Here is a 26,118-nt window from a genome sequence, read left to right on the forward strand (position 1 = left end):
CTCCGCAGCGGGGCCAACGGGTTCCTGCTCAAACGAGCCCGGCCCGCGGAGATCGTCCAGGCCGTCCGCACGATTGTCTCCAGCGAGAGCCTGCTGTTTCCCGAAGCGATCCGGTACATGGCAGGCAGGCGACCGAACCGGGAGGCCCACGAGACGATGCGACGGGCCGTGCTCACCGACCGGGAGGCCGACGTACTCCGGCTGATCAGCGAGGGACTGTCCAACAACGAGATCGCCAACCGGCTGTACCTCGGTGCCCAGACCGTCAAGACCCACGTGAGCAGCGTGCTGGCCAAGCTCGGCGCACGTGACCGCACCCAGGCGGTCATCATCGCCTACGAGTCCGGCTTCGTGGAGGCCGGCAAGCCCTAGCGTGGTCGCTACGCATCGTGCGTACGTTCACGCTGCCTGTCGTTGCGTTATGGTGGGTTCGGTGACGACTGAGAGGGTAGAAGCCCTTCCTGTTCTCATATTCTCCCCACGATCGGCACCCTGAATCCGTACTCTCGTGGTGGCACCGTGAAAACCCACCGCTGGTCCGGATGCAGATGGCAGTCCCACAGTACTAGATCCGTGCCATTTAGGGTGCTGCCGCGGTTCGCCAGCCCCACACACCTGCGGGACGGATAGTTGCGAATCATGTAGGTGTTCTCACCGAGAGGATAGAATTCCCACTGCTGGTCGGGGTCTCCGCTGCAGCGCTCCAGTACCAGCGGGGTACCGTTGGTTGTACTACCCCCGACACCCAGTCCCACGCATTTGTTTCCTGCGGCTGTGCTGACTATCAGACCGGTGGTACCGGCGCCGTGCCAGAGCTGGTCGATATGGTAATGGCAGTCCCACAGTATGAGGTGGGTGTTGTCGGCGGTACTGCCCCGGTCGGCCAGTCCTACGCATTTCGCGTCGGCCGCGGAGCTACGTATCGCAGTAGAGTTCGCGCCTTCGGCGTATGCCGCAGACGGTGCGCCGAGTGCGGCCAGAACGAGCGTGAAGAGCAGGGAGAGCAGTGTTTTGATCCGGTGAGTGGTCACAAAAAACTCCAGTAAAGGTGGGTGACTCCACGATGATTGCCGAGTGCCGTGCTTTCAGCTGCGACCAGAAGTATCCGGATGGTGGTTGCAAGTGGGTTGTACAGCGGTAGCGGCATGGTCGCGGGGGTCCACAAGGTCGTGTGACCGGAGCTGGACACGGTAATTCCTGGCGTCCGGCGCAGACCTCGTCCCGGTCAGCTCCTGGCACGGTGGCCGCGCGGTGCGTGGCCGGACTCGTAGTCCTGGCGGCCGTCGTTGAGCCACTCGTCCACCCCTCCGGAACGGAGTTGGGACCGTCCGCTAGCCTGACGCCCTTCCGAAAGGGGTACACGTGGGAATACGCCGGGCGGCATCCGCCCTGGTCGCGCTCGCGGCCATTGCCGCACTCGCTGCCTGTGAGAGCAATCCCGAAACGGCGGACACCTCACCTGGGCCTACCGCTTACGAACGCGCCTACGCCGCCATCTGCAACGGCGTCGCGCCAGCCACCCCATCCACCAACGTGCCCGGCCTGAATACCGCCATCGAACAGGAAGCCTGGCGGTGGGGGTTCTGCAAGGAAGACGCGAAGCAAGATCGGAAGACCTGGGCTACACCCGAAGCCGTGAACGCAAATTTCGGCGGCGTCGGTGCGCGGCGCGCGCTCCGCAACAGCCCGCCGGACTGTGTCAGCGTTCGACTCACCCCCGCAGAGCCATTCTGCGACTGACCGGTGCCGAAAGCATCGGCCTGAGCGGCGCGACCGCCGACGAGCTCGAAGCGCTGATCTATCGTTACCGCACCGACGCCGGCACGCTCGAGTTCATCTGGTTACTCATGGCGGTAGGGCTCCCCCGGTGACGTGCTGCCATACTTTGCGGGTGTTCGACGGGGGTCACGACACCACAGGTTCCACCGATCGCTGGGACTTCTTCGTCTCCTACACCCAGGCCGACCGCCCCTGGGCGGAGTGGATCGCCTGGCAGCTCGAAGCGGACGGCTTCCGGGTCCTGCTCCAGGCATGGGACATGGTCGCCGGCACCAACTGGACGCACGCAATGCAGAGCGGCATCCGGGACGCGACCCGAACCCTGGCTGTGCTCTCAGCCGCCTACCTGGACTCGGCCTACGGCACGCGGGAATGGCAGGCCGCGGTGGCGGCGGATCCGGACAGCGCGCGCCGACGGCTGATCCCGGTCCGGATCGAGGACTGCGCCCGTCCTGGCCTGCTCGGTCAGGTCGTCTCGTTCGATCTGTTCGGAATGGCGGAGCATCGCGCCCGCGGTGCGCTGATGGCGAGAGTCCGGGAGGTGATCGCGGGCCGGGCCAAACCGGCGCGTGAACCCCTCTTCCCCGGCCTGCCTGCTGTACCCGGACCGCGGGTGCTCCCGAACGCCGCGGCCTCACCGGCCTTCCCGGGGGGCGGCGATAACCGCGCGGTCCCGACGCCAGACCGACCGGCCGAATTCCATGCCCTCCTCATCGGCGTTGCCTCGTATGAGGATGAACGGCTTCCCGCGCTGCCCTGGCTGTCGGGCATGCTCGACACCGCGGCGGAGCAGCTGGAGTCCGTCGGTTACCGCACGGAGATCCACGACCGCTCCCGGTCGGGTACGAGTGCGGTGAAGGCGGCTGTCCACGGCTTCCTCAGCAGCGCCGCGCCCGGCGCCACCCTGCTTCTCCTCCTCGCGGGGAACGGCGTCCACCGCGCTGGCCGAGGTGCGGACGCCGGCCGGGATTTCCTCGTTCCCGCGGATGCCACCGTGGGGTACCAGCCTTTCTGGGATCTGTGCGTTCCAGTCGACTGGTCCAGGCCGCTCGCCCGCACCGCCGCCGCACGTGTGCTGATCCTGGTCGACGGCAGCACCTGGTTCGAGGACGGTGTCCGTGCCCTGGTCACGGATGAGGGATGGGGCGCCGGTCGTCTCGACGCCGCATCGGCTGTCGACGTCGCCTACCTTTACCGTGGGCAGGCCGCGGCCGGCACGGGGCCCGACGACGAGCCCCGCGATCCCGCCGCTCGCCCGTCGCTCACCCGGGCGCTTGTGGACGTGCTCTCCACACGCCCGCTGCCGGGCACTCTCGGGGAGTTGCACGCCGCGCTTGAACGCGCGATGTCACCCCTCGTGGGCGATTCCGCCGCCCACGGGTCAGGCGAGCGACCCGGCACGCCCGACCCGCGGATTCTTCCAGGACAGCGCGCCGCGAACGCGGGCCGCGGTGACGGCTCCGAGTACGAGGGCCCCCGCTGCCTCCTGCGCCCGCTGTCCTCCTGCGATCCGCACCGATTCCGTCCCTTCCCCCCGCGGCCCGGCGGGGACGCCGCTGACACCCCTCCACATGCCTGGACGGCCGCCGCCGACCATCACCGAGCCTGGGAGCGGACGGCTGACAACCCTGTCACCGCCGCTCTCCGGGCCGCCACCGGCGCGCTGGTCGACCGCCTTGGCCGGGCATACGACGAGGCGGTCGCGGTCCTGGCGGACGATCCCTGGCACGACCCGGATCTCGCCCGCCGGATGGCCCGCCGGGTCGAGTTCCTCGTCGGCAAGCTCCCGCCCGGGCCGGAGGAGCTGTCCGCGGCCGATGCGGCGCTGCTCGTCGCCGGGCCTTACCTGCACCAGACCGTGTGGACGATCCTCGTCGCCCGAGCCACGGTCGCCCACCCGAGCTCGGCCGACGTTCCGACCGGCCGGGTCGACCGCGTCGAGTTCGACGCCTTCACCCGCACCCATCCCCGGCTCGTCCGCCGCATCGAGCGGGCACAGCTCTCCGGTGACCAGACGTCTGCCGCGTTCGTCGCCTGGTGGCTGGCCCACAAGTGGTGCGAGTCCAACGTGACGGCCCGGTGGGAGGCCGTGCTGCGGGAGCTGTTCGCCGGCCTGGGCGGCGACGGCGCCCAGGAGACCCTCGCCGCCGAGGTGTTCCGCACTGAACGGGTGGCGGAGATCCTCACCGCGCTACGCGCGACACCCACCTTCCTGAACCAGTCCGGGCGGGTCCGGGCGCTGTGCGACCTGGTGACGGTCGCCCCGGCGACGAGCGAGGAGATGCCGCTGCGGGAACGGCTCGTCGCCTACCTGCTCGCCATCGGCCAGAGGATGGCACTGGAGCTCGCGGCGCTGCCGGTCGTCCTCGTCGAGCATCTCGGTGTCGCGGACGCGGTCGACCTGGGCGAGGTCCGCACGGCCCTGCGTCGCGCCGAATGGCAGGGCCGGGGCCGCTCCACCCGCGCCCTGTCGGTGGAGTGCCGGCACCCGGCGCTTCAGGTCGCCCTGGAACGTCACACCGCCAGCCTCGACGCTCTGCTCGCGGAGGCCCACCGGGCGACCGCCGAGATACCCGCCCTGGCCGGAATGCCCACCCACGCCACCGCGGACGATGTCCGCGCGGCCGAGATCGACGGCCACCCGGGCTACACCTCCGCGGGTGCCCAGTTCCGCCTCGCCGAGGACAGGGTGCAGGAGCTGCTCATGGGCGAGCAGCTCTACGAGAACCGCGCGCTGGCCGTGCGCGAGCTCTACCAGAACGCGCTGGACGCCTGCCGCTACCGCCGCGCCCGCACCGAATACCTGGGACGGACCACAGGCCGCCCGTCGACCTGGACCGGCCGGATCGACTTCCGGCAGGGATTCGAGCCGGACGGGACGCCCTACATCGAATGCCGCGACAACGGCATCGGCATGGGCTACCGGGAGATCTCCGACGTCTTCGCCGAGGCCGGCACCCGGACGGTCGACCTTCCCGAGGTCGTCGAGGAGATGGGCCGCTGGGCGGCCTGTGACCCACCGGTCGAGTTCCACCCGAACAGCCGGTTCGGGGTGGGCGTCCTGAGCTACTTCATGATCGCGGACGAGATCCGGGTCGAGACGTGCCGCCTCGGGCCCGACGGCCGGCCCGGCGAGCTGCTGCGGGTCACGATCGCCGGCCCCGGCAACCTGTTCCGCATCGAGCCACTGGGACCGGGCGGGGAGAGCGGTACCAGCGTGCGGCTGTACCTGAGCCGGGATCCGAAGCGCCCGCCGATCTCCTGCGTGGACATCCTGCGCCGGATCCTGTGGGTCGCCGAGTTCGACACCCACGCCACCGAGGGCGCCGCGCTGGAGCACTGGCCTGCCGGCCAACTTGCCCCGTCGGCGCCTGTCGGGCAGACAGACCCGCTGCAGTACGAACTTCGCCGGTTGACGACGCAGATTGTCAATGCCGGTCGTGGCGTGTGGTGGTGCAACGGCGTCGGCGCGATTCTCGCCGACGGGCTGTGGGTCGGCGAGGCCGTGCTCGGTGTGGTGCTCGACCTGACCGGGCGCCTCGTACCCGAGCTGTCGGTCGACCGTAACAAGATCAGGAAACTGATGGACGAGCCGGCGGTCGACGCGCTGCTGTCGGCCGCGATACCGGTCCTGCGCGCGTCCGACGTGTTGGAGGTGACCGTCGACTGGCTCATCGCCTTCGCCTACTCGTTTCCCCTGGTCGCCGACGCCGTGCTCGAGGCGATGGCCGCCGACGGCGAATTCTGGGTCGGCACGGGCGGCGTCCGAGTGCCGGTCGCGCGGACCGGTCTTCTCGCCGTCGACAGCGGCCTCGGGCCGGTCGCGGGGCAGACCGACCGCCCCGTCGCTCGATCAGGAACGAACTTTCTCCATAGCTACCTCGTTCCCGACACCACCTTCTTTGCTCGAATGGCTGACTGGGCGCGCGCGGAGGATGGCTTCCCGCCCGCTCGGGACGTCCGCGGCGATTGCGAAATGGTGGTTCCCAGCGACCTCGCGATCATGGTCGTCAGGCTCGAGTATTCACGGCGCATCCCCGCGCGTTACCGTGCAGTTGTTGGTTTCGTTGCTGGCAGGTTGCGCTGCCCGCCGAGGACGCTGGACAGCAGGATGTGCCGTCTTGGCTATCAGGTCCCCAGTCTGAAGAGCGTCGAGGTCGTCGAAATCACGGACCTTGATCAGGCACTGTTGAGTTCAGGGCTCGACGGGGAGATGCCGATCTGGGCGTGGGATGGCCGAGACCACACCGTCGCTCCTGGTCATGTCCTGGCCGCGGCCAGCCGCCTGTTGATGCACCCTGACAAGATCGTCGACCGCCTGCGGGTACTGGGCCTCGCGGTGTGGCCGCCACCTGGCGATCCCGCGGACGCGGCTCCCATGGACCTGGTCCTGCAGAGCGCACAGCTCGATGGACGATATCCGTGGCTGCCGGCGGGACGGGTAGGCCGCGCCCACGTCTTCCGGTCCGCATTGCACACTGAGTCGACTTTCGTCGAGGTCTGCGCCCGGCTGCGCCGTTTCGGTTACCGGACGCCCCAGATCAACACGGCGGCCTGCTTGGGTGCTGGGGAGCGCGATGCATTCATCGTGAGCCGTGACACGGAGGGCGCGCTGAGCTCCGTCCCGGTTCCCACCAGCTATCTGAGTGGACTGAGATCGGATTTGACCGGTAGCAGGGACAACAATGTCGGGCGCCTGCGGGAACTCGGCTTCCCCGTGGCACGGACGCTTCGTTTGCCGGCCGGGTCGCGGCCGAATATAGCCGACCGTTTCCCGGTCGTGGACGAGTATCATCCACTGTGGACCGTGGGTGCGCCCATAGATCGAGTTCATCTGCTCCTGCTCGCGAACGCCGCGAAGATGAGATATCCGGTCCTGGTTGCGTTACTCGACTCGAATCATTACACGGTGGCGCAGGTATCTGAACCAAGATCTAACCGAATTGCGCGGATCGCAGAGATAAATGATTTTGTCCTGGTCGATGCGTCTAGAATTGGGCGATTTGAGATTTGCCATCTCCTCAACATGGCTGGAGACGCAGGGCTTCCGATCGATGTATCCCTCGACCTGCTTGCGGAGGTCGGCGTCGCGACTCCGGATGTCGGAGACCTGGAAATAACGAACGATGACTGCATAATCCTGAGCTCGTTCTTCGACGGCAATGCAAATCTCGTGAGCATGGACTTCGTCCCTGCCGCACAGGTGCGGGCGGCAGCCACCCGTCTGCGCCGTGAACCCGAGGACGTTGCCCTGCGCCTGCGCCAGCTCGGGCTGGCGACCGCCGATCCAGGAGGATGGGCGGCATCGCCCGTCCGTTCATCCGACATCGCCCTGCTGGCACGGGACTTCGACGACCATGACGCGTTTCTTCAGGATGGGAACGTCTCCGCGGCTCACGTACTGCGCGCCGCGGCACACACCGGGGAGACACCGCGGGCTCTCGCCGACCGGCTCGGCGAGCTCGGTTTCGACGTCGACCCGGTGGCGGACGTCGAGCTGACCGCGGCGGAGGAACGCACGGTCGTCGACCTGCTCGACGTCTCCGATGACCCGTCGCTCGACCATGGCTGGGCGGGGCTGAGCCGAGCGAGCATCCTCGCCACCGCATACCGTGATTCCACCCGCGGCCATTCGCGCGGCCCGGCGGAGCTGGCCGCCTGGATCGGCGGACTCGGTGCGGGCCTCGACACGTATGCCGGGGCACGCTTCCCCGACGACTTGTGTTTCGACGATGTCGACCTGCTCAGCTGGGCTCTGGACGGGGAGCCGCCGTGGCTGGCAGGCGACGAGATCAGCCCGGGTCACGTTCTGGCCGCGGCTGGGATTACCGGCCGGCCGACACATGAGATCGCCAGCCGCCTGAGACATCTCGGGTTCACCATCGCCGACCTCCCGGACCGGGTGCCGGACGACGTGGACGCCGTCGACGTCGTCCTGCTCAGTAAGTTCCTGGACGGGAAGGCGCCTCGGCTGACAGACCGCCAGGTACCGCTGGCGCACGTCTATAACGCGGCCTGTGTCCTCTCCTGTGATGTGGTCGAGATCCGAGAGCGGTACGACCGGCTGGGCCTGGAGATACTCGGAGAGCCGAGAGAGCTCGACCGGGTGACTCGCGGCCACGCTACCGTCGCGTTTTACTGCATGGATACTGCCGCGTCGGAAGCCGATCTGTTGTCGCCGGCGCAGATCTTGGCCGTCGCCCAGTTCACCGGGCGTGATCCGGCGAGCGTCCGCGACTCGTTCACGGGCCTTGGCCTGTCTGTGCCGGAGGCAGGAACACTGCCCGACATAGCGGCGGCCGCGCTGACCGCCCAGGACGCCATCCTGCTGAGCTCATGTCTGGACGGGCGGGGCCCCTGGCTGGGCTGGCGCCCCGCACCGCTCGCCCACGTCATCGGCGCGGCCGGCTATCTGCGGTGGTCGCCGCGGCGCGTCGTCAGCCGGCTCGCTGAACTCGGCTGTGCCGTGCCCACACCGGCCGACTCCGCGCTCGACGTCGTCGTCGACGGTGTGGACCGGCAGCTCGCGGATCTGCTCACCGACACGTCCGACGCATACGTGGAACGGCCGGTCTCGCGGGCCGAGATGCTCGTCGCGTCGTTCCGGTTCCGCTGGACACCATCGCGGATCGTCGCGCGCATGGTCGAACTCGGATTCGACGTTCCCTCCGTTACCTCCCAGACGTTCCCCGAGGCTGGCGCTACCGGCCGGTGAGGGTGCCTGCGCGATCGTAGGGTTGTGACGCTGCTCTGTGTCAGAGCCGGTCGGCCGATATGGTGATTCTCCGGATATGACTGATTCGGTCTGATACCCGACATCGAACCCCGAAGTCCACAGGAAACGATCAATGTCAAAGGTTATGACAGGTCTGCAAGGTCGGCCGGGATCGTCCTGTTCGCACTTCTTGCCACCGCCGCCCTGCTCCTGGTGACTGCCTGCGCGAGCAGCGACCCAGCCGAGGAAGGCGGCGCTGTCGACGTCAACGTCAACCCGTCTGCTGGCCGTGCGGCGGCCGGCAACAACGGTGCCCAGCAGAACACCCCAGCGGGCAGCGGCACCCCCGCCGACCGCGACACCCCCGCCGACCGCGACGCCCCGGCCGTGAGCGGCAGCCCAGCGGTCGCCGGCAAGCCCGGTACCCGCCAGGATCCCCTCCCCGTCGGCACCTCCGCCAGGATCGGCGACTGGGACGTCAAGCTCGGCCGCACCATCCAGAACGCCACCGACCAGGTCCTGGCCGCCAACACCTTCAACAAGCCCCCGGTCGCCGGCCGGCAGTACGTGATGGTGCCCCTGGAGGCAACCTACCGAGGACCCGACGAGGGCACGGCATGGGCGGAACTGGGATTCAAGTTCGTCGGTTCGAAGGGCAACATTTTTTACCTCAACGTCGACGACAACTGCGGGGCGCTCCCACAACCGCTCATCGATGCCGGGAATGTGTACGCCGGTGCCTCGGCACAGGGAAACATATGCAAGTCAGTGCCGTCGGACCAGGTCGCGGGCGGCACGTGGATCGTGTTCGCGGTCGACGATCCCGACGACTCCGAGACGTTCTTCAGGGTTTCCTGATACCTGCGGATTGCCTTTCGGGTGCCGCTGACGCGGACGGACCCGGGCAGTGGTCACGGGCCCGGCTACGGGAGGCGGCCGGTGGGCTCGCGAACCATCGCAATCCCGCCCCCGCGGACATCCATATCGTCCGCTGACCTGGTGCGCTCCGTCCATCGTCGTCCGTGGAGGTCCACGCTGGACCGCGCGCTCGGCTGTCACCTTGGTTGTCGCTGACACGTCTCGACCTGACGTGCACACGGCCATGACGACCCACACGGCCCTGATCGCTGTCTCCGGAACGGCGACCAGGTCGCGTCTCTGCTGTGCCGACCAGACCGGCCTGACCCGGCCCACTTCGGCACGCCGTGGCCGCAAGCCCAACGCCGAGATCAGTGACCCGCGCCCAGCCCGGCAGCGACTGCTGGACGCTGCGAACGAGCTGTATCTACACCGAGGGCGTCCAGTCGGTGGGGATCGACCGGATCATCGAGCACGCGGGCGTCGCGAAAGGCTCCCTCTACAACACGTTCGGCAGCAAGGAGGCGCTCGTCCGCGCCTATCTCGAATCGCGCCACGAAGGCACCACCCAGCGGCTCAGCGCGGTGATCGACGCGGTGGACGATCCCCGCGAGAACTATCGGCATGCCGTAGACATGGATCTATGTCTCCGGCCGTCTAGCCAGCGCGAGATGGAACCTTAGACGCCACGCACCGGACAGGAATGAGGCAACGTGGCCGAGAGGGCTACCTGAGTCGACCTCCTACCGGTCATCCGGCCGCTTTCACGCCATTAGCTCAGGTCGCAGCCCGATGATTTTCGTATCAAGGTCCCCGTGCGCGGTGGACCGGGGTGCCTGTAGGCCTCCCCACGGGGTGCTGGCACCCGGAATGCCGGGGTCCTAACCACCCTTGTCGGAAAGGCCGCGGTGCAGCTTAATGGTCGCCGTGGGTGGATAACGGTGTTGCTCGCGGGCGATAACCGGATCGTCCTCGAAGGCGCGGGGCGGTGCTGCGCGCCGATCTGGACGTAACCGCAGTCGTTATCGCGACGGACGGCGTGAGGAGAGGGTGGCCGACCCGGGTAGCTCGGTCGCATGATTCGGAAGGTCGCGATGGACGGATCGATACTCGACCAGGAGATCGTCGCCGCGATGCTGTCGCCGGTGAAGCTCGACGGTGCGCTGACTGCGGACCACTAGGAACTGCGCCAGAGGTTGCCCAGGGCAAGCAGCCCAAGGCGCCACCCTGGCGGGGACGAACGTCAGGGTCGATGACTTGTGCCTACAGCTGGCGCAGGGTGCGAGCCCGGGCCGGCAGAGCGCGCCGGACCGGCCGCGTATGTTGCATGCTGCAATTCTACGCCGGGAGGAGCCGAGTGAGACTCACTCCCGGCTGCTGCCAGGCAGTCTCGCCGAGAGGCTGCGGGGCGACGCCCGGGGCGGCGGAGCAGACCTGGACCGGACCGCTTACCATCACGGACCTCGTGTCGGACGTCCGAGACCATTCCGCGATCGCCCCGCGCACCGACCCGGCGGTCCTTGCCGGCCGGCTGAGCGACCATCTCCAGGAGATGAACGCGGCGATCGTCAGCGAGGGGGGAACCGCCCTGAAGCACGTGCGGGACGCCGTCATGGCTGCACTGGGCAGTGCGGAACAGCTCGAATACACCCTGGTCGGGGACACGGTCTCTGGCAGTGCGGCATGAGGCCCACACCAGTCACCGGCACCGAGGACGTGTCCACGGCCGCGCCTACCGCCCCTGTGGCGCTGAGGCTGCGGGGGGTGCGGCGGACCTTCGACGCCGAACTGGCGCCGGTCCGTGCGCTGCGTGGGGTGAACCTGGAGATCCGCGCCGGCGAGTTCGTCGCGATCATTGGTCCGTCGGGCTGCGGTAAGTCCACGCTGCTCAACGTCATCGCAGGTCTGGAGACGGTGGACGAGGGAACCGTTGAGGTTGCCGGGAAGACGATCAGCGGGCGGGATCCGGACTGGGTCGCCCGGTTCCGCCGGCACCACATCGGCGTGGTGTTCCAGTTCTTCAACCTGATCGACGGGGTGTCGGCGATGCGCAACATCGCGTTGCCGGCGGCCATCGGGGGGATGCGTCGCCGCGACGCCGAGGCTCGCGCGCGCGATCTGTTGGACCTGCTCGGTCTGGGTGACCGAGCAGACCAGCTGCCGTCGGTGCTGTCCGGGGGGCAGCGCCAGCGGCTGGCGATCGCGCGCGCGTTGGTGAACGAACCCACCTTGCTGCTCGCCGACGAGCCCACGGGCGCGCTCGACAGTGACGGCGGGCTGGAGATCCTCGAGCTGTTCCGCCGGTTACACATGGACGGACAGACCATCATGATGATCACACATTCGGCCGAGGTGGCGGCTGGTGCCGGGCGGCTGGTCCATATGCGCGACGGCGTGATCATCGATGGGCTGGCGGGGGGGGTGCGGCGCAACCGGCCCGGGTTGGCGGGCGAACGTCATGACCGCCGCGCTGGTGCGATGATTCCTCGCTCTGCTCGCAGTACAGGGCGATGACCGCGAGCAGGAGGATGGTCCGGTCGGCAGCGGTTGGGCTGTTGCCGGTGTGGGCGTTCCTGCGGCTCGATCTGCGGTGCCGTTGGCGGTCGCTGGCCGTGCTCTCGCTGCTGGTGGCGCTGTCCTGCGGCGTGGTGATGGCCGCCACCGCCGGGGCGCGGCGCGGCGGATCGGCGGTGGACCGGCTGCGCGACTCCAACCTCGCCGCCACCGTCCTGGTCGCGCCCAGGACGCCAGGGTTCGACTGGGACCGGGTGCGTCGTCTGCCGGGGGTGGAGGCGGCCGGCACCATGCTGCTTACCGTCGACTTCCACCTCAACATCGAGGGGGTCGGGACGCTTGACGGCGAGGACTACTGGTATCCGGTTGGCGACGCCGAGCTGACCCGGACCGTCGAGAGGGCGGTGGTACTCGCGGGCCGGCTCGCCGACCCAACGCAGGTGGGCGAGGCGATGGTCACCGAGTCGTTCGCCGAACGCCATCACGTGGGGGTGGGCGACACGGTCACCGCCCGGCTGTTCACACCCGGGGAGACCGACGCGTTCCTCTCGGGCAACGTACTCCACGCCGCCAGCGGCCCGCGCCAGCCGCTGCGGATCGTCGGCGTGGTGCGCTCGCCGGCGATGAACAACTTCACCCACCACAGCGTGATCATGACAACGGTGGCGTTCACCGACGCCTACCGCGCGAACCTGCTCGGTGCGAGCGGGCACCGGGTCGACTTCGCCGCGGTTCGCCTCACCCACGGCGAGGCCGGTCTCCGCGACTTCCAGCGTCGGCTCGCCCAGCTCACCGGGCAGGACGACATCCAGTTCCAGAACCTGGCCGAGGAGGCGCACGACGCGAAGGGGATCACCGGGTTCGAGCGGAACGCCCTACTGATGTTCGCACTCACAGCCCTGGTCGCCTCGGCCGTCGTGCTCGGTCAGGCCGCCGCCCGATACGCGACGGCGGCCGCTGCCCAGCTGCGGGTCCTGCTGGCGCTGGGAATGACCCGGGGGCAGGCGACGGCGGCCGCGGCGGGCGGACCGGCACTCGCCGCGACGGTGGGAGCCGTCGTGGCGTCCGCGGCCGCGGTGGCTGCTTCGGGAGCGTTCCCGATCGGCACCGCAGCCGACTACGAGCCCGCCCCGGGAAGGCACGCGGATCTGGCTGTGCTGGCCGGGACTGCGGTCATGGCGGTGGCCCTCGTCACGGCCGCGGCGGCACTCGGCGCCTGGTCCGCTTTCGTCAGGAAACGAGTCGCCGCCGCACCCCCCAGGTCGGTGGTCGTCGACGCCGCATACCGGCTGGGTCTGCCGGTACCGGTCCTCATCGGTGCCCAGTTCGCCCTCGAGCCCGGTCGGGGACGCGCCGCGGCGCCGGTCCGGTCGGCCCTGATCGGCGCCGTGCTCGGCGTGCTCGGAGTGCTTGCCGCGCTCACGTTCCACACCGGCGTCGCAGATGCCGCGGGCAACCCCCAGCGCTTCGGTCACACGTACCAGATCGAAGGCTGGATCGGCTTCAACGGCACGGACTTCGCGCCGGCGCGGCAGGTCCTGGACGCGTTCGCGGCTGATCCGGACGTTGTCGCGGTCAACGACACCCGGGTCGGTGTGGCCACGGTGAGCGGGCTGCCAGTCCACGTCTTCACCCACCAGCCGGCGGTGGCAGGCCGGCCGTTACCGGCCGTGACGCTGTCCGGGCGGATGCCGGTGGCGCCGGATGAGATCGCGCTGGCCCCGCAGACCGTCCGGGAGACCGGCGCGAAGGTGGGTGACACGCTCACCTTCGCCGGAACGGCACGGGCGCCGATGCGGCTCACCGGCGTCGCGCTCGTGCCCGAGGGAGGAGTCAGCTACGCGAAGGGCGCGTGGACCACGGGGGACGGTTACCGGGCGCTGTTCCCCGGCGGCTCCTTCACCTACCACCAGATCCACGCATCGCTGCGATCCGGCGCGAACGCCAAGGTGGTCTCCCAGCGGATCTCGGCGGTGCTCGGCGGGAAGAACGCCGCAAAGTTCGGTCCGGCCGGCCTTCCCCGGGAGGCCCAACAGCTTCGTAACGTGCGCGGGCTGCCGCTGGCGCTCGGCGTTTTCCTCGCCCTGCTCGCCGTCGCCACCACCGGCCACACGCTGACGGCTGCGGTGCGGCGGCGCCGGCACGAGGTGGCTGTGCTGCGCGCGCTCGGGCTCACCCGGCGGCAGAGCCGACTGATCCCTCTCGCCCAGGCGATCACGCTCACCCTCACCGGGCTGCTGTTCGGCGTGCCGCTGGGACTCGCGCTGGGCTGGACGATGTGGCGGGTGGTGGCGTCGAGTATCCCGGTCCTTTATGTGCGGCCGGTCGCGCAGCTCGCCCTCGCTCTCGTCGTCCCGGCGACGCTGCTGATCGGCAGCCTGCTGGCCGCCCTGCCGGCCCGCCGCGCCGCCCGGATCAGCGTCGGCGAGGCCCTGCGTGCCGAGTGAGGGCGGGACGGCCGGGCCGAGGCGGTGGAGGCGGTGGGCCGATCAGGTCGTGCCGAGCATGGTCGCGGCCGTGGCCGTCGTCGCGGCAGTCGTCCTCGCCGCCGTCCGGGGGCCCGAACCGCCGGGCGTGATCGCCGCGCTGCTGGGCACCGGCTGGCTGGCGGTGACCGTGGCCGCGGCGCGCGCGGGTCGTTCCGGCCTCGCCCGGGGCGCCGCCGTGGTCACCGCGCTCCAGGCGGCGGTCGTCGCGATGCCCGCCTTCGGCCCACTGGTCGTCGTCGCCTGGACCTGGGTCCTGCTGGCCGTCCCACACGGAAGGCTGGAGAGCACCAGCCGGCGGGCGATCGGTGCTCTCCTCGTCACCGGCGCGCTCAGTTGGTCGGCCGCGCTGGCCACCGCCGGCCTCGACACAGCCGCTCCCGCTGGTGCCCTTACCGTGGCGATGGCCGGCTGCGCGGCGCTGACCGGCTTCGTCGGCGCGGCCCGCGGGGATCAGCAGGCGCGCTGGACGCTGCTGTGGGCAGCCGCCGGGGGGCTGATCGCGGTCGCCTGCGCCAGCGTCGCCGGTGCCCTTCTCCTCCTGGTCGGCACCCCAACACAGCCGATGTTGCCGGCCCTGGTCGGCCTGCTGGCGCTTCCGCTCGGTCTCGCCGCAGGTATCTGGCCGCGAACGGCAGAGCTGGCCCCCCGGGCGCTGACCGGGGCACTCGTCGTCGCCGGGCTGACCGTACTTGCCGACATCGTCTACCTGGTCACCGTGATCGGTATGGGCCACCGGCCGGTCGGCGGCGAGCGGACCGTTCTCGGGCTGTCCCTGCTAGCGGCCCTGGTGACAGCGGCACTCGCCTGGCCGGCCCGGGCCCGCCTGGTCGACGCCGCCGAACGGGCCCTGCACAGCGCGAGACCGTCCCCGCAGGAACTGCTCACCACCTTCAGCGCCCGGATGACCAGAGCGGTCCCCATGGACGAGCTGCTGCTCCAGCTCGCCGAGCTGTTACGGGCCACGCTGGGGCCGGCAGGAGCCGAGGTGTGGACCGGGACGGAGGGAATCCTGGCCAGGACGGTCTCGGTGCCAGAACGGCCGCCGGCAGCCATCGAGCTCAGCGAACAGCAGCGGACCGTGGTGGCCCAGGCCCGGGCCGCGGGCACCAGGTGGCTCGCGATCTGGATTCCCGACCTGCTCACCGGTCCGGCCAGCACGGCCGGTGCCACCAGTACCGGTGCCACCAGTGCCGGTGCGGCCGGAGCCACCGGTACGGCTGAGCGCGCCCCGAGGCAGTCCGGCGTCACCGCGCCGGCCGACAGCGCGGGCGCCGGCGTCGAGCTGGTGCGAGCGGCGCCCGTCACACACTTCGGGGAGCTGCTGGGCCTGCTGGTGGTCCGGCGGCCGCCGACCGGACCCCCGTTCACCGCCCAGGACGACCGCATCCTCGCCGAACTCGCCCGTCCGGTGGGCCTGGCCCTGCACAACATCAGCCTGGACACGGCCCTGCAGACGTCCCTGGCGCAGCTGCAGGAGCGTAACGCCGAGCTGCAGGCATCCCGAGCGCGAATCATCGGCGCCGCCGACGCCTCCCGCCGGCAGATCGAGCGGGACCTGCACGACGGTGCCCAGCAGCATCTCTTCGGCATCTCGGTGAAGCTCGGCATGGCCGAGCAGATCATCGCCGCCGACCCGACCGCGACCGGACCGCTCCTGGCGGAGCTGCGCAGTGACGTGCAGGCGGCGACCGCGGCGCTGCGTGAACTGGCACACGGCATCTACCCACCGCTACTACGCGACCACGGCCTCGCGCCGGCGTTGCGCGCGGCCGCGGCCCGCTGCCCCCTGGAATGCTCGGTGGAGGTGACCACCGCGCGGTATCCGTCCGCCGTGGAGGCCGCCCTCTACTTCTGCTGTGTCGAAGCGTTGCAGAATGCCGGCAAGCATGCCGGGCCGGACGCGCGGGTCCAGGTGCGGGTGGATGCCGACGGCGAGGATCTCCGGTTCTCGGTATCCGACGACGGCGCAGGTTTCGACCAGACAGCCGTCAGCGGCCACGGCTTCGTCAACATGCAGGACCGACTGGGGGCGATCGGTGGCACGGTGGAGGTGGTCTCCACACCCGGCGCCGGGACCACCGTGCGCGGCCTCATCCCCCGGGCGAACCCCGAAGGTATGACCCGCGTTGCCCGGGCAGAAGGCGAACGTCCAGGCGGGTAGGGGTCCGGCCGCCTCAGCTCCGGCGCCTGAGCTCCAGCAGGATCGCGGGCGTGAGATCATCCTTGCGGATGTAGCCGGCGGCACCGCAGTCGTCAGCCCCCGGCGGCAAGTCCTCGACGGCATAGCTCGACATGAGCAGCACATTCACCGTCGGATCGCCTGCGATGATCCGCCTGGTCGCCTCGATCCCGTTGATACCGGGCAGATAGACGTCCATCAGCACGACAGCCGGCCGAATCTGCCGGGCGAGGATGACGCCTTCCTCGCCAGACGCCGCCTCGGCCACCACCCGCCAGCCGGGTACCACCCCAACCAGGGCGCACGTAATTCCCCGGAACAGCTCCTGGTCGTCGACGACGAGCACCGCGACCGCGCCGCCCTCGCCGTTCACTGCCATGCGTCCGATGGTGCCGGTCGGGTCCGCCCCGGAACAAGGGTGCTGGCACGACTCCGGCGGAGGGCCAGGACAGAGCCATAGCTCAGGTACCGATTCAGGACGCCGTTTCAGGGCCCGGCGTCCTGCTGCTCCGCAAGGTAGATGAGGACAGCCTTGACCCGCCGGTTGATATCCGGCTCGGTGGTCAGCCCGAGCTTCGCGAAGAGGGCGTTGATGTGTTTCTCCACAGCCCTTTCACTAAGAAAGATCGCGGCGCCGACCGCGGCGTTGTTCTTTCCCTGCGCGATCTGGGACAGGACCTCCCGTTCCCGCGGGCTGAGCGAGGCCAGCACCGATGCGCGGGTGGACGTCCGGGCCGTGACCAGCGCCTCCACCACCACCGGGTCCACCACCGAGCGACCGGCGGCGACCGCGCGCACCGCATCGGCCAGGTGCTGCGGCTCGCCGACCCTGTCCTTCAGCAGGTACGCCCGGCCCGCGCTGCCCCGTTCGAACAGGCTCAACGCATACTCCGGGCTCGTGTACTGGGAGAGCACCACCACCCCGACCCGGGGGTGGCTGGATCTCAGGAGGGAAGCCGCACGGATGCCTTCGTCCGTGCCGGTCGGTGGCATTCGCACATCTGTCACCACGGCGTCCGGCCGCTCAGCCTCCACCGTGGCGAGAAGCCCCTCCAGATCGCCACAGGACCCGACGACGGTAATGTCGGCCTGAAGATCCAGAAGTCGGCGCACACCCTCACGCATCAGCAGGGAGTCGTCGGCCAGGACAACACGTAACGCCACCCCACCAGCTTAGTGATGCGACCCCCCCGATGCCTGGTCATCCGGCCACCCACCCTCAGCGGTTGGGAACGTCTGCGTGCCATGCGCCGCCGCCGCGACGAGCCGCCACCGCGTCGGCGGTCCTCCACGCAACCGCGCTTATGCGCCATCCCCGGCGAGGTGGTGGAAGCCAGAAATCCGGGTGGTAGCACCCGGACCGTTTGACCGACAGGCACCCCTGGGCGGTGCCTGTCGTGTTCCGTAACGTCACTCGCTGCTCCAGCAGTCGCCGATGTGCAGTCAGGGAATGAGCGGGGAAGCCCGATGCTGGGTACCGAGTACATTGTGGTAGCGGTCGTCCTGCGGCTTGCGGCGGGTGTGAGTTATCTGGCGATGACCTGGCGGGGAACGGCCCGGCCGAATCCGGTCAGCTGGCTGTGCTGGGGCGCGACGCCGCTCGTCGCGTTTGCTGCGCAAATTCAGGACGGGGTGACCTCGGCGTCCTGGGTGACGCTGTCACTCGGCGTCGGCCCGCTGCTGGTCTTCGCGGTCTCGGTCGGGAGAAACACCGCCTGGCGGGCAGGTCGGACCGATATGATGTGCGGTGGATGCGCGGCGTTGGGAATTGTTCTCTGGCAGGTCGCCGACAACCCCGGCCCGGCGCTCACCCTGAGCATCCTGGCCGATATTCTCGGCAGCATCCCGACGCTTGCGAAAGTGTATTACGAGCCCCACTCAGAAAAAGCATCACCCTACCTGATGAGCCTGCTGGGCATGGTGGTTACACTACTGACGCTCGATGGCTGGGAATACTTTGACTACGCTTTCCCGCTCTACATGCTGCTCATCAATCTGAGCATCTTCGGCCTGATCGTGACACGCTCGGTGCAGCTACGCCGCCCGGCGCCCGGCCCGCTCGAACCGCAACCATCGAACCTGGTAGGCATGCCCAGGCAGCCGGCTCGGGCCGGGCAGGCACACCACGGAACATGCCCGAGCGGGGGCTGTTGGTCCCCGCCGGACCGGTTGCCATCACGTTCGCCACACCGGCGGCCCAGTCAAGGCCGGCTTCGTCCTGCTTTCCGGCAAGGTCAAAGACGGGGCGGCCGCAACCGCCGCCGGCATCAAGGCCGGAACGACCGACCTGGACCGACGACGATGGACATCTACGTGGACATGGTCGACACCGTCCACGGTGAGAGTGGAACAACACCCGTCCAGGTCTAGCCGGCGTCTGGCGCTCTTTGCCATGTGGTTGATCGCTGCCGTCGGGAGTGCCTCTTGCCGCGTTTGTCCAGCGTCCATTCGAGCAGTTTGGCGGTCGCAAGGGTGCTGGGGTGGTCGTGGCCGAGGGTGCGGCGTTGTTGAGCGAGTAGATCCTCAAGGCTCTGTCGATCATCCGGGGCGAGGGTGGTGTCAGCGGGTTCAGGGTCGGTGGTGGGGAAGGCCGGTTCGCGGGTCGGTGCGTTCGGCCGGTGTACGGGGAAGCCGGGTGGGCTGGTGGGTTTGGCGCGTCCGGCGAGTGCGTGGCGGACGTGGTCGAGGAGGTGCCGGCCGGCCTGGTGGGCGTCGTGGTTGAACAGGTCGATGGAGACGACGGCGCCGAGTAGCCCCGGCCGTAGGCAGTCTTCGACCCGTACAGGTAGGAGTTTGCGGCCGAAGCCGTGGGGGTCGGCGGCGTGGGCGGCTTGCCACTCCGTCTGGCCGTAGACCGAGGTCAGGTAGGCGTCGGAGAGCACCGCGACCGTGCGTTGAGCGCGTTGCACGCCTTGTTGCATGCGGATCTGCCAGTTCGTTCCGGCGACGAAGTCCCATGCTTGGACGAGCACGCGGTAGCCGGCTTCTTCGAGCTGCCAGGAGATCCACTCCGCCCATGGGCGATCAGCCGCCGTGTAGGAGACGAAGAAGTCCCAGCTCGGGTCGCTACTGGCCGTGTCGTCCGCGTCGTCCCTGCCTGTCACCCGGCCAGTGTGTCACCGGCACGCACCGCATCAGATCGTCCTGCTACGGCGTGCGCCAGGCTCCCGGCTTGTGACGTGGGGCACGGTGTACTTTCGTTTACTCGACGAGGCGCGTGAGTTCACGTTTGCAACGGCAGGGTCGATTTCGCTGCCGGGCGGTCATGCCGGTCCTCCACAGGATGATCGCCTGGTCGTCGCTGGCGGTGGCGGTGGCGTGGAGGGTGCGCCTGTCGGGGGGCGCGACGGCGGTCAGGGCGTTCACCGGGCTGGTGCGGCCGGTTAGGGGTGTGCCGACGGGCCGTCCCCCAGGGCAGGCGAGGAGACCGCTGACCCTTCCCGCCCGATTAGAAGATGGAATGTCGCGTGATGGAACGTGTAGGAGAATGACGCGCAGTGCCGCATAATCCGAGGTCAGGGCATTTTTGGTGTCGGGTTCTGCCGGCGAATATCGCGCCGTGCCGGAACATTCGCGCACACAATGCGCCCATATCCCGCCGAAATAAGATCGGCACCGCACGAGTACGTCGCCGCGGGCGGTGTCATCGGGAAGAGATGTGCCGACGAGCAGGCCGCCTGGGCCGCCCAGCCGTCGACACATCGGTCGTGCCCCGCCCGCAGACGCGAGCGTTACATGATCTGCGTGAACGCTACCCCTCCGGCCAGTCTGGAGTTTCCACCTCATCGCCACGGAATTGGAGTTGCATATACGAACCGAACAGGCGCTCCGATCGCCGCCCCAGAGCATGGGGACATGCCTCTACAGTGCAAAAAACCCCGGAATCTGCGCTCCCCAAGGGAACTTTTCGCTACCAGGACTACACCCTCTTTATCGCGATGCGGGGCGTGGAAATGCAACTTCTACCCGGTTGCGTCCGCAGCGTTTGGCCTGGTACAACTCGACGTCGGCGAGCTCGACAAACACCGCCATGGTGTCACCGGGAGCGGGAATGATCGCCGCGACCCCGATGCTCACGGTGACGATGCAGTCGATGACCAGCGGATGTGGTTCGGCCAGTTCCGCGACAGTGGAGCAGAGACGTCGGGCCAGCTGGACGGCGGTGTCGGAGTTGGTGTCCGGCATGACCACGGCGAACTCCTCGCCCCCGTAGCGGGCCGCCAGGTCGGTGCTGCGGACGTTCTCGGCCAGGCAGGCGGCGACCCGCTGGAGGCACCGGTCGCCAGCGGCGTGTCCGAAGTGGTCGTTGTAGAGCTTGAAGTGGTCGATGTCGACCATCGCCAGCGCGATGGGTGCCGCCTGGTGTCGGGCCCGGTGCCATTCGGCGTCGAGGACCTCCTCGAAGCGTCGCCGGTTGGGTAGTCCGGTGAGCGAATCGGTGCGCGAGAGCTGCTCCAGCCGCCGGTTGGCGGCGGCGAGTTGCTGGGTCCGCTCGGCGACCTTGCGTTCCAGCGACGCGTACACCTGGGCGTTGTCGAGCGAGACCGCCAGCTGCCCGGCGATGAGCATGATCCCTTCGAGGCGTTCGGCGGAGAACGCGCCGCGGATCATCCGGTTCTCCAGCAGCAGCATCGCCCGCAGCCTGCCCCGGATCATGATGGGGACGGCCAGCAGCGAGCAGCGGCCCAGGTCGGTGAAGTACGGGTCGTGGCAGAACCGGTCCTCGCGGGTGGAATCGGCGACGACGACCGGCTCCCGGGTGCGTTCGGCGTACCGGACGACCGAGGACGGCAGCATCCGCCGCCGGCCGGCCTCCGGCAGCGAGACCGTGCCGCCGCCGACAGACACCAGCCAGCCGCGGTCCTGCTGGTCACGTAGCAGGAAGTGAACGCCCGTGGCGCCGGTCATGGCTGACAGGATTCCCGCGACCCTGGCCCGGAGGCCGTCGATGGTGGTCTCGGAGCTGAGCGTCTGGGAGGCCGCGACGATGCCGAGCAGGTCGATGGTGCCGGTCGTGACGGTGGAGCGGCGGGCAGAAGGCTCTACTGATGGCTGGGCGGCCGGCTCCGCAGCCGTGGGCTCAACTCGTAGTGTCGAGTGGGCCCAGTCGAGCTGGCTGACCTTCGCCGTCGCGCCCCAGGCCAGGTACTGGCGGCGGGCCGCGGTCAGCAGCACATGGCCAACTTCCTCCATGCCGTGGGCCAGGTAGAACCGTGCGGCGCGTTCCAGGATCAGCGCCCGGTGCCACGGCCGCGCCCGTACGGAGGCCTCTCGCTGTGCCACATCAAACGTGTACGCCGCCTTGCGGAAGTCGCCGGTGGTCCAGGCCCGCTCAGCCTCCGCCAGGCGCAGCAGGTGCAGGAAGTTGACCGGCGCGTCGGCTGCGCGCGCGCTCAGCCATTCGATCGCCTCGTCCAGCTTGGCCAGCACCGCGCCGCGCTGGTCCGCTGCCGCCGTGCGGGCTTGGCCCGCCAACGCCATGGCTCGCAGCAGGTGAGCCACCGCCATCGGATAGAGCGCCTGGATGGACGGCAGCAACGGCATCGCGGCCGCCGTGTGTCGGACCAGCTCGGCCGGCTGATCGAGGATGGCTGCAGCGAGCGCCCGGGTAATGTGCAGGTGAGCGGCGGCGAACGGGTTGGCGGCCAGCCTGCCGAGCTGGGCCGCCTCGCCGGCCGCCGAGGTGACGACCTCGCCTCGCAGCACTCTCGCCAGCTGGCCGTAGGCCCGGAACGTCTCCTCGGCGTTGCCGTTGCTGGTGCGTCTGGTGAACGCCAGCGCCTCGTCGATCTCAGCAACGAATGCATCAAGCAGGGGTGCACGGTCCAGGATGGTGGACATCAGCACGTAGCGGGCCCAGCACGCATTCATCAGGTCACCATTCTGGATCAAACCTTCCAATGCGCGGCGTGCCGCGGACAGGTTGTCCTCGAGCGGGTCGAACCAGGGGCCGGTAACGGCCGCATACAGAAACCGCGCCTGCCACACGTCAGGCTCATAGCCGCGCGCCTGACAGACCGCGAGGATCCGACGCATCACGCGCCACCCGGTGCGGTAGTCCTGTCTGCGGACGACGGTCACAATGGTGATGTGGCTGGCTGGGCCGAGCAAGGTGGGATCCGGGCCGTGCCGTGCCCATATCTCCAGCGTCGTCACGGTCAGCCAGGCCAGCATCTTCTGGTCGGAGAAGTACGCCGGGGGCATGAGCCGGTTGATGATCCTGGCGGTGTCGAGTTGCGAACGGTCGGTGATTCGCGGTCGTCGTAGATCGTCGGATTCGCTGGTCTGGTCGATCCACTGGTAGAGCGCGTCGAGTCTGCGGTCGATCTCCGCGTCGAGTTGGTCCCGGTCCGGGACGGCGAGGCCGAGCTGTCGCAGCTGGTCGAGGCCGAGCCGCATCGCCTCGCCGGCGCGGCCCTGGTTGGTGAGGCTGCTGACCTGCACCAGGGTCGCCGCCGTGCGCTGGGCCGGATCGGTGCACAGCCGGCCGATGGCCTGGTACTCCTCGTCGGTCTCCTCAAGCCGCCCGAGCATGTACAGAGCCGCGTGCCGGCCGGTGTGGACGTCGATCAACTGTTCGGTGTCCGCCGGGTCGACGAGCCTCAACGCCGCGGTCAGGAACCTCTCCACCAAGGGGTGGTTGCTCAGCAGCTTCGCCTCGTCGGCGGAGCGACGGAAGAGACCGGCCATCAGTCGCCGTTCCTCGGGGTCGTGCACGGCGTCGACCACGAGCAGGTACTGCGCCGCCGCCACGGCGAACAGCTCAGGTCGGTCGGCCAGAGTCCGGGCCAGGCACAGTCGCATGGCGTGTTCGGCCTGCGGGGTGAGGCCGCTCAGGACGGACTCCTGGGCCTTGTCGTGACGAAAGCGCACGCTCTGCCGGCCGTCGGATTCCAGCACGAGAAGCCCGTCGGCGAACGCGGGGGCGAGCCGCCGCTCGATCTCGTCCGCCGCAAGCCCGGTGGCGGCTTCCAGGAGGTCGAGTTCCACCCGGCCGGCCAGGCACGCCATCGCCGCGAGTGTCTCCCGGGCGGCCGCCGGCAGCACGGCCATGCGGGCACGCAGCAGCCCGGTCACGTCCACGCAGTCCAGTCGGCGGCGCAGCGCGGCCTGCTCCCATCGCCAACCGTCGTCTCCGAGGGCCAGTACGCCGTCATGGCGCAGCGAGTTGAGCAGCTCCACCGTGTCGTACGGATTGCCCGCGGTGGACGGCGCGATCAGCCGCGCGAGCTCCGCGCCGCGCTCCGGGGACAGGCGCAGCAGGTCGGTCACCATGGCCGTCTGGTCTGCTGGCGGCAGATTGCCCAACCGCAGGTGCCGCGGCCCTACCGGTTGGCGGCGCCAGCGGGCAAGCATCGGCGCCAGCGGGTGGGTGGCGTCCACCTCCCTCTCCCGGTACGCGCCGACCAGCAGCAGTCCCTCGATCTGTTCCTCGCCGCCGAGAACCAGGTCGAGGAAGCCCAGCGGCGTCCGCCCGGCCCACTGCAGGTCGTCGATGAAGAACACCACCGTACGTTTCCGGGAGGCAACGGCGCGCAGCGTCTCAACTGCGACGCGCTGTGCTCGCACCTGTGCGGTCATCGGGTCCCCCAGCGCCGGGGGGACCCTCAGCAGCGCCGCCAGCTCCGGCACGACGGCGGTGGCCAGGCCGGCGTTGGGTCCCAACGCCCGCAGGAGCCGCTCCCGCACCTCGACCAGACAGGCCTCCGGTTCGGCCAGCAGCAGCCGGCCCAGCGCCCGCAGCGCCTGACGGACCGCGTCGTACTCCTGGTCCCGGCGGTACTGGTCGAACTTGCCCGCCACGAACCAGCCGTCGCCTCCGGCCACGATCGGCCGCAGCGCGTTGACCAGGGACGTCTTGCCCACCCCCGGCGGGCCGCTGACGAGGACCCCATGGCAGCGGCCCGCCAGCGCGTCGGCGAACGCCGCACCCAGCTCGGCGATCCCCTCGTCGCGGCCGGCCAGCCGGGACGGCGTCAGCGGCCGCGCAGGAAGATCGTGCTCGCCGGGACGCACCACCGCGGCGCCGCGGTGGACCAGCGCGAGATCGTGCGCCAGCCCGTCCGCGCTCTGGTAGCGGTCGTCCGGCTCCTTCTCCAGCAGGTGCAGGATGATCCGCGACACGTCGACCGGCAGCGACGGGTTCACCGCCAATGGCGGTGCCGGCACTCGCGTGAGATGATCGTGAATGGTCCGCAGGGGGTCGCCCGCGCCGAACGGTGGTGTGCCGGTCGCCAACTCGTAGAGGGTGGCCCCGAGCGCGTACAGGTCCGCCCGCTGGTCGACGGGGCTGCCCGTCCTGCCGGTCTGCTCCGGCGCCAGGTACGGCACCGTCCCGACGATCTCGTTGTGGTGGAGGAACCCTGGCTCGACCTCCGCGCAGTTCGTAGCCAACGCGAAGTCGACCAGGAACGGCCTGCCCCGGTCCCCACCCAATACGATGTTCGCCGGGCTGATGTCCCGATGCACCACACCCCGCCGGTGCATCCCCGCCACCGCGCGCGCGAGCGATCCGGCCAGATCGACCAGCTCGGCCGGATCCAGTGGCATGGTCCGCCCGGACAGCACCGCACCGCCGACGTCGGCCAGCAGGACCGACCCCGGGCACGGCGGCGCACCGTCCGCCAGTTGCACGACCCCCTCGACCCCGACCAGACGCTCGAGGATCTCAACCTCATGACGCAACCGCCGCCGCGAGCCAGGTCCCAGCGGCTCCTTCCGGATCACACTCCCAGCAGGGAACACCAGCCGAGTCACCCGGGTCTGCTCCGTCTCATGCAACAGCTCCGTCCGCACCACCGCCGGCGGATCCCGGCTCGGTGGCGTTCGCTGAGATCTCATCCGCCAACCCCCACACCGAGCAACGCGCAGCTCACTCCCAGCCTGCCCAGATCGCGATGACGGCAACAGGCGGAGTGCCGAAAGTCGGGCTTTACAACTCGTTTCACAAAGACTGGTAAACCGCGGCATGTCGGATAGGTCGGCGGATAGACCTGGGTTGTGGGGCTCCAGAACCCGATCCGCGCGTTGACATGCGCGTTTGCCAGCCGCGCAGGGTCCACGTCGGGCAGGCTGGATGGGCATGGTGTGGTCGCTGCTCTACTACTACAGTGACAGTGATCTTTGTGTGGCTGCTGCCGGTCTGACGGTTACTTGGGCGGCTCGGATCCGGGTCTGGAAGTGGTAATAGCGGGCGCGTGCCTGATGGCCGCGACGCCAGTCCGACCACACCCTTGTGGGCTTTCGCGCGCCTGTACGCCTCCCACGCCAGCTGCTTTGGTATCTGAAACGGCTTGCTTTCCGGACCTGACCTGCTCACACGTCTCCTCCCGGGACAGTCCCGGTTACTCATGCGAAACAAGCCAATCGATGAGCCGGCCCCTTCGCATCCACCCCGACTTCCCACGTTCCGCGCGAAAGCCGACGGGCGCGGCGCCTCGGCAGCGGCCGGGGCGGAAGCCGGGGGCGTGATGCCCTGCTCGATCGACTCCTCGACGATCTTCCTGCGCCACTGGTCGCGGTACAGGGTGACGCCGAGGCCCACCGCACACACGAGCATCAGGATCATGCCGACGGCCGTCAGG

General features: G+C 69.2%; 15 protein-coding genes. 10 read left to right on the top strand and 5 right to left on the bottom strand.

Annotation, left to right across the window (positions count from 1 at the left end):
* The coding region (locus AC559T_RS08930) for a helix-turn-helix transcriptional regulator (protein WP_498868417.1) at positions 1-372 on the top strand (372 nt) is incomplete at its 5' end.
* Between the two features lie 95 nt (positions 373-467).
* Here AC559T_RS08930 and AC559T_RS08935 read toward each other — a convergent pair.
* On the bottom strand, positions 468-1,031 hold the full coding sequence (locus AC559T_RS08935; protein WP_498868418.1) for an RICIN domain-containing protein: 564 nt from the start codon (positions 1,029-1,031) through the stop codon (positions 468-470).
* 331 nt (positions 1,032-1,362) lie between these two features.
* Here AC559T_RS08935 and AC559T_RS08940 point away from each other — a divergent pair, with 331 nt between their 5' ends.
* The 8 genes from AC559T_RS08940 (at position 1,363) to AC559T_RS08975 (ending at position 16,516) form a co-directional block, all read left to right on the top strand.
* Positions 1,363-1,740 carry a hypothetical protein gene (locus AC559T_RS08940; RefSeq protein WP_498868419.1) on the top strand — a complete coding sequence of 126 codons (378 nt, stop codon included), beginning with the start codon at positions 1,363-1,365 and terminating at the stop codon, positions 1,738-1,740.
* A gap of 151 nt (positions 1,741-1,891) precedes the next feature.
* Positions 1,892-8,494 (top strand): wHTH domain-containing protein, encoded by a 6,603-nt coding sequence (locus tag AC559T_RS08945; RefSeq protein WP_498868420.1) that lies wholly within the window; start codon positions 1,892-1,894, stop codon positions 8,492-8,494.
* Between the two features lie 213 nt (positions 8,495-8,707).
* Positions 8,708-9,352 (top strand): hypothetical protein, encoded by a 645-nt coding sequence (locus tag AC559T_RS08950; RefSeq protein ID WP_498868421.1) that lies wholly within the window; start codon positions 8,708-8,710, stop codon positions 9,350-9,352.
* 374 nt (positions 9,353-9,726) lie between these two features.
* Positions 9,727-10,035, top strand: coding sequence for a TetR/AcrR family transcriptional regulator (locus tag AC559T_RS08955; protein ID WP_498868422.1), 309 nt, complete (start codon positions 9,727-9,729; stop codon positions 10,033-10,035).
* 782 nt (positions 10,036-10,817) lie between these two features.
* Positions 10,818-11,039 (top strand): hypothetical protein, encoded by a 222-nt coding sequence (locus tag AC559T_RS08960; protein WP_498868423.1) that lies wholly within the window; start codon positions 10,818-10,820, stop codon positions 11,037-11,039.
* A gap of 128 nt (positions 11,040-11,167) precedes the next feature.
* Positions 11,168-11,866, top strand: a complete 699-nt coding sequence (locus AC559T_RS08965) for an ABC transporter ATP-binding protein (RefSeq protein WP_498868424.1) — start codon at positions 11,168-11,170, stop codon at positions 11,864-11,866.
* Positions 11,863-14,313 carry an ABC transporter permease gene (locus tag AC559T_RS08970; protein WP_498868425.1) on the top strand — a complete coding sequence of 817 codons (2,451 nt, stop codon included), beginning with the start codon at positions 11,863-11,865 and terminating at the stop codon, positions 14,311-14,313. The genes AC559T_RS08965 and AC559T_RS08970 overlap by 4 nt, the downstream gene beginning before the upstream one ends.
* 58 nt (positions 14,314-14,371) lie before the next feature.
* Positions 14,372-16,516 (top strand): sensor histidine kinase, encoded by a 2,145-nt coding sequence (locus AC559T_RS08975; protein WP_498868462.1) that lies wholly within the window; start codon positions 14,372-14,374, stop codon positions 16,514-16,516.
* Between the two features lie 13 nt (positions 16,517-16,529).
* On the opposite strand, the gene AC559T_RS08980 is transcribed toward AC559T_RS08975, so the two are convergent.
* Both AC559T_RS08980 and AC559T_RS08985 read right to left on the bottom strand, forming a co-directional pair.
* Positions 16,530-16,913, bottom strand: a complete 384-nt coding sequence (locus tag AC559T_RS08980; protein WP_498868426.1) for a response regulator — start codon at positions 16,911-16,913, stop codon at positions 16,530-16,532.
* A gap of 107 nt (positions 16,914-17,020) precedes the next feature.
* The gene (locus tag AC559T_RS08985; RefSeq protein WP_368957080.1) at positions 17,021-17,698 is read right to left on the bottom strand and encodes a response regulator transcription factor; all 678 of its coding nucleotides are present in this window, start codon (positions 17,696-17,698) and stop codon (positions 17,021-17,023) included.
* Positions 17,699-18,001: 303 nt separating this feature from the next.
* Between AC559T_RS08985 and AC559T_RS08990 the strand changes: the two genes are divergently transcribed.
* The gene (locus AC559T_RS08990) at positions 18,002-18,904 is read left to right on the top strand and encodes a hypothetical protein (protein ID WP_498868427.1); all 903 of its coding nucleotides are present in this window, start codon (positions 18,002-18,004) and stop codon (positions 18,902-18,904) included.
* Here AC559T_RS08990 and AC559T_RS08995 read toward each other — a convergent pair.
* Positions 18,901-19,638, bottom strand: coding sequence for a toll/interleukin-1 receptor domain-containing protein (locus tag AC559T_RS08995; RefSeq protein WP_498868428.1), 738 nt, complete (start codon positions 19,636-19,638; stop codon positions 18,901-18,903). The genes AC559T_RS08990 and AC559T_RS08995 overlap by 4 nt on opposite strands.
* An 826-nt stretch (positions 19,639-20,464) precedes the next feature.
* A complete protein-coding gene (locus tag AC559T_RS09000; RefSeq protein ID WP_498868429.1) occupies positions 20,465-25,375 on the bottom strand; it encodes a diguanylate cyclase in 4,911 nt (1,636 codons plus the stop codon).
* Positions 25,376-26,118: the final 743 nt, after the last annotated feature.

The organism is Frankia sp. Hr75.2 (assembly GCF_949319125.1).
In the GTDB taxonomy this organism is placed as follows: Bacteria; Actinomycetota; Actinomycetes; order Frankiales; family Frankiaceae; genus Parafrankia; species Parafrankia soli.

What these genes read in the sequence shown, in the direction of transcription:
- AC559T_RS08970 (WP_498868425.1), top strand. Translation starts at nt 11,863, where the DNA reads ATGACCGCGAGCAGGAGGATGGTCCGGTCGGCAGCGGTTGGGCTGTTG.
- AC559T_RS08975 (WP_498868462.1), top strand. Translation starts at nt 14,372, where the DNA reads ATGGTCGCGGCCGTGGCCGTCGTCGCGGCAGTCGTCCTCGCCGCCGTC.
- AC559T_RS08980 (WP_498868426.1), bottom strand. Translation starts at nt 16,913, where the DNA reads ATGGCAGTGAACGGCGAGGGCGGCGCGGTCGCGGTGCTCGTCGTCGAC.
- AC559T_RS08990 (WP_498868427.1), top strand. Translation starts at nt 18,002, where the DNA reads ATGCTGGGTACCGAGTACATTGTGGTAGCGGTCGTCCTGCGGCTTGCG.
- AC559T_RS09000 (WP_498868429.1), bottom strand. Translation starts at nt 25,375, where the DNA reads ATGAGATCTCAGCGAACGCCACCGAGCCGGGATCCGCCGGCGGTGGTG.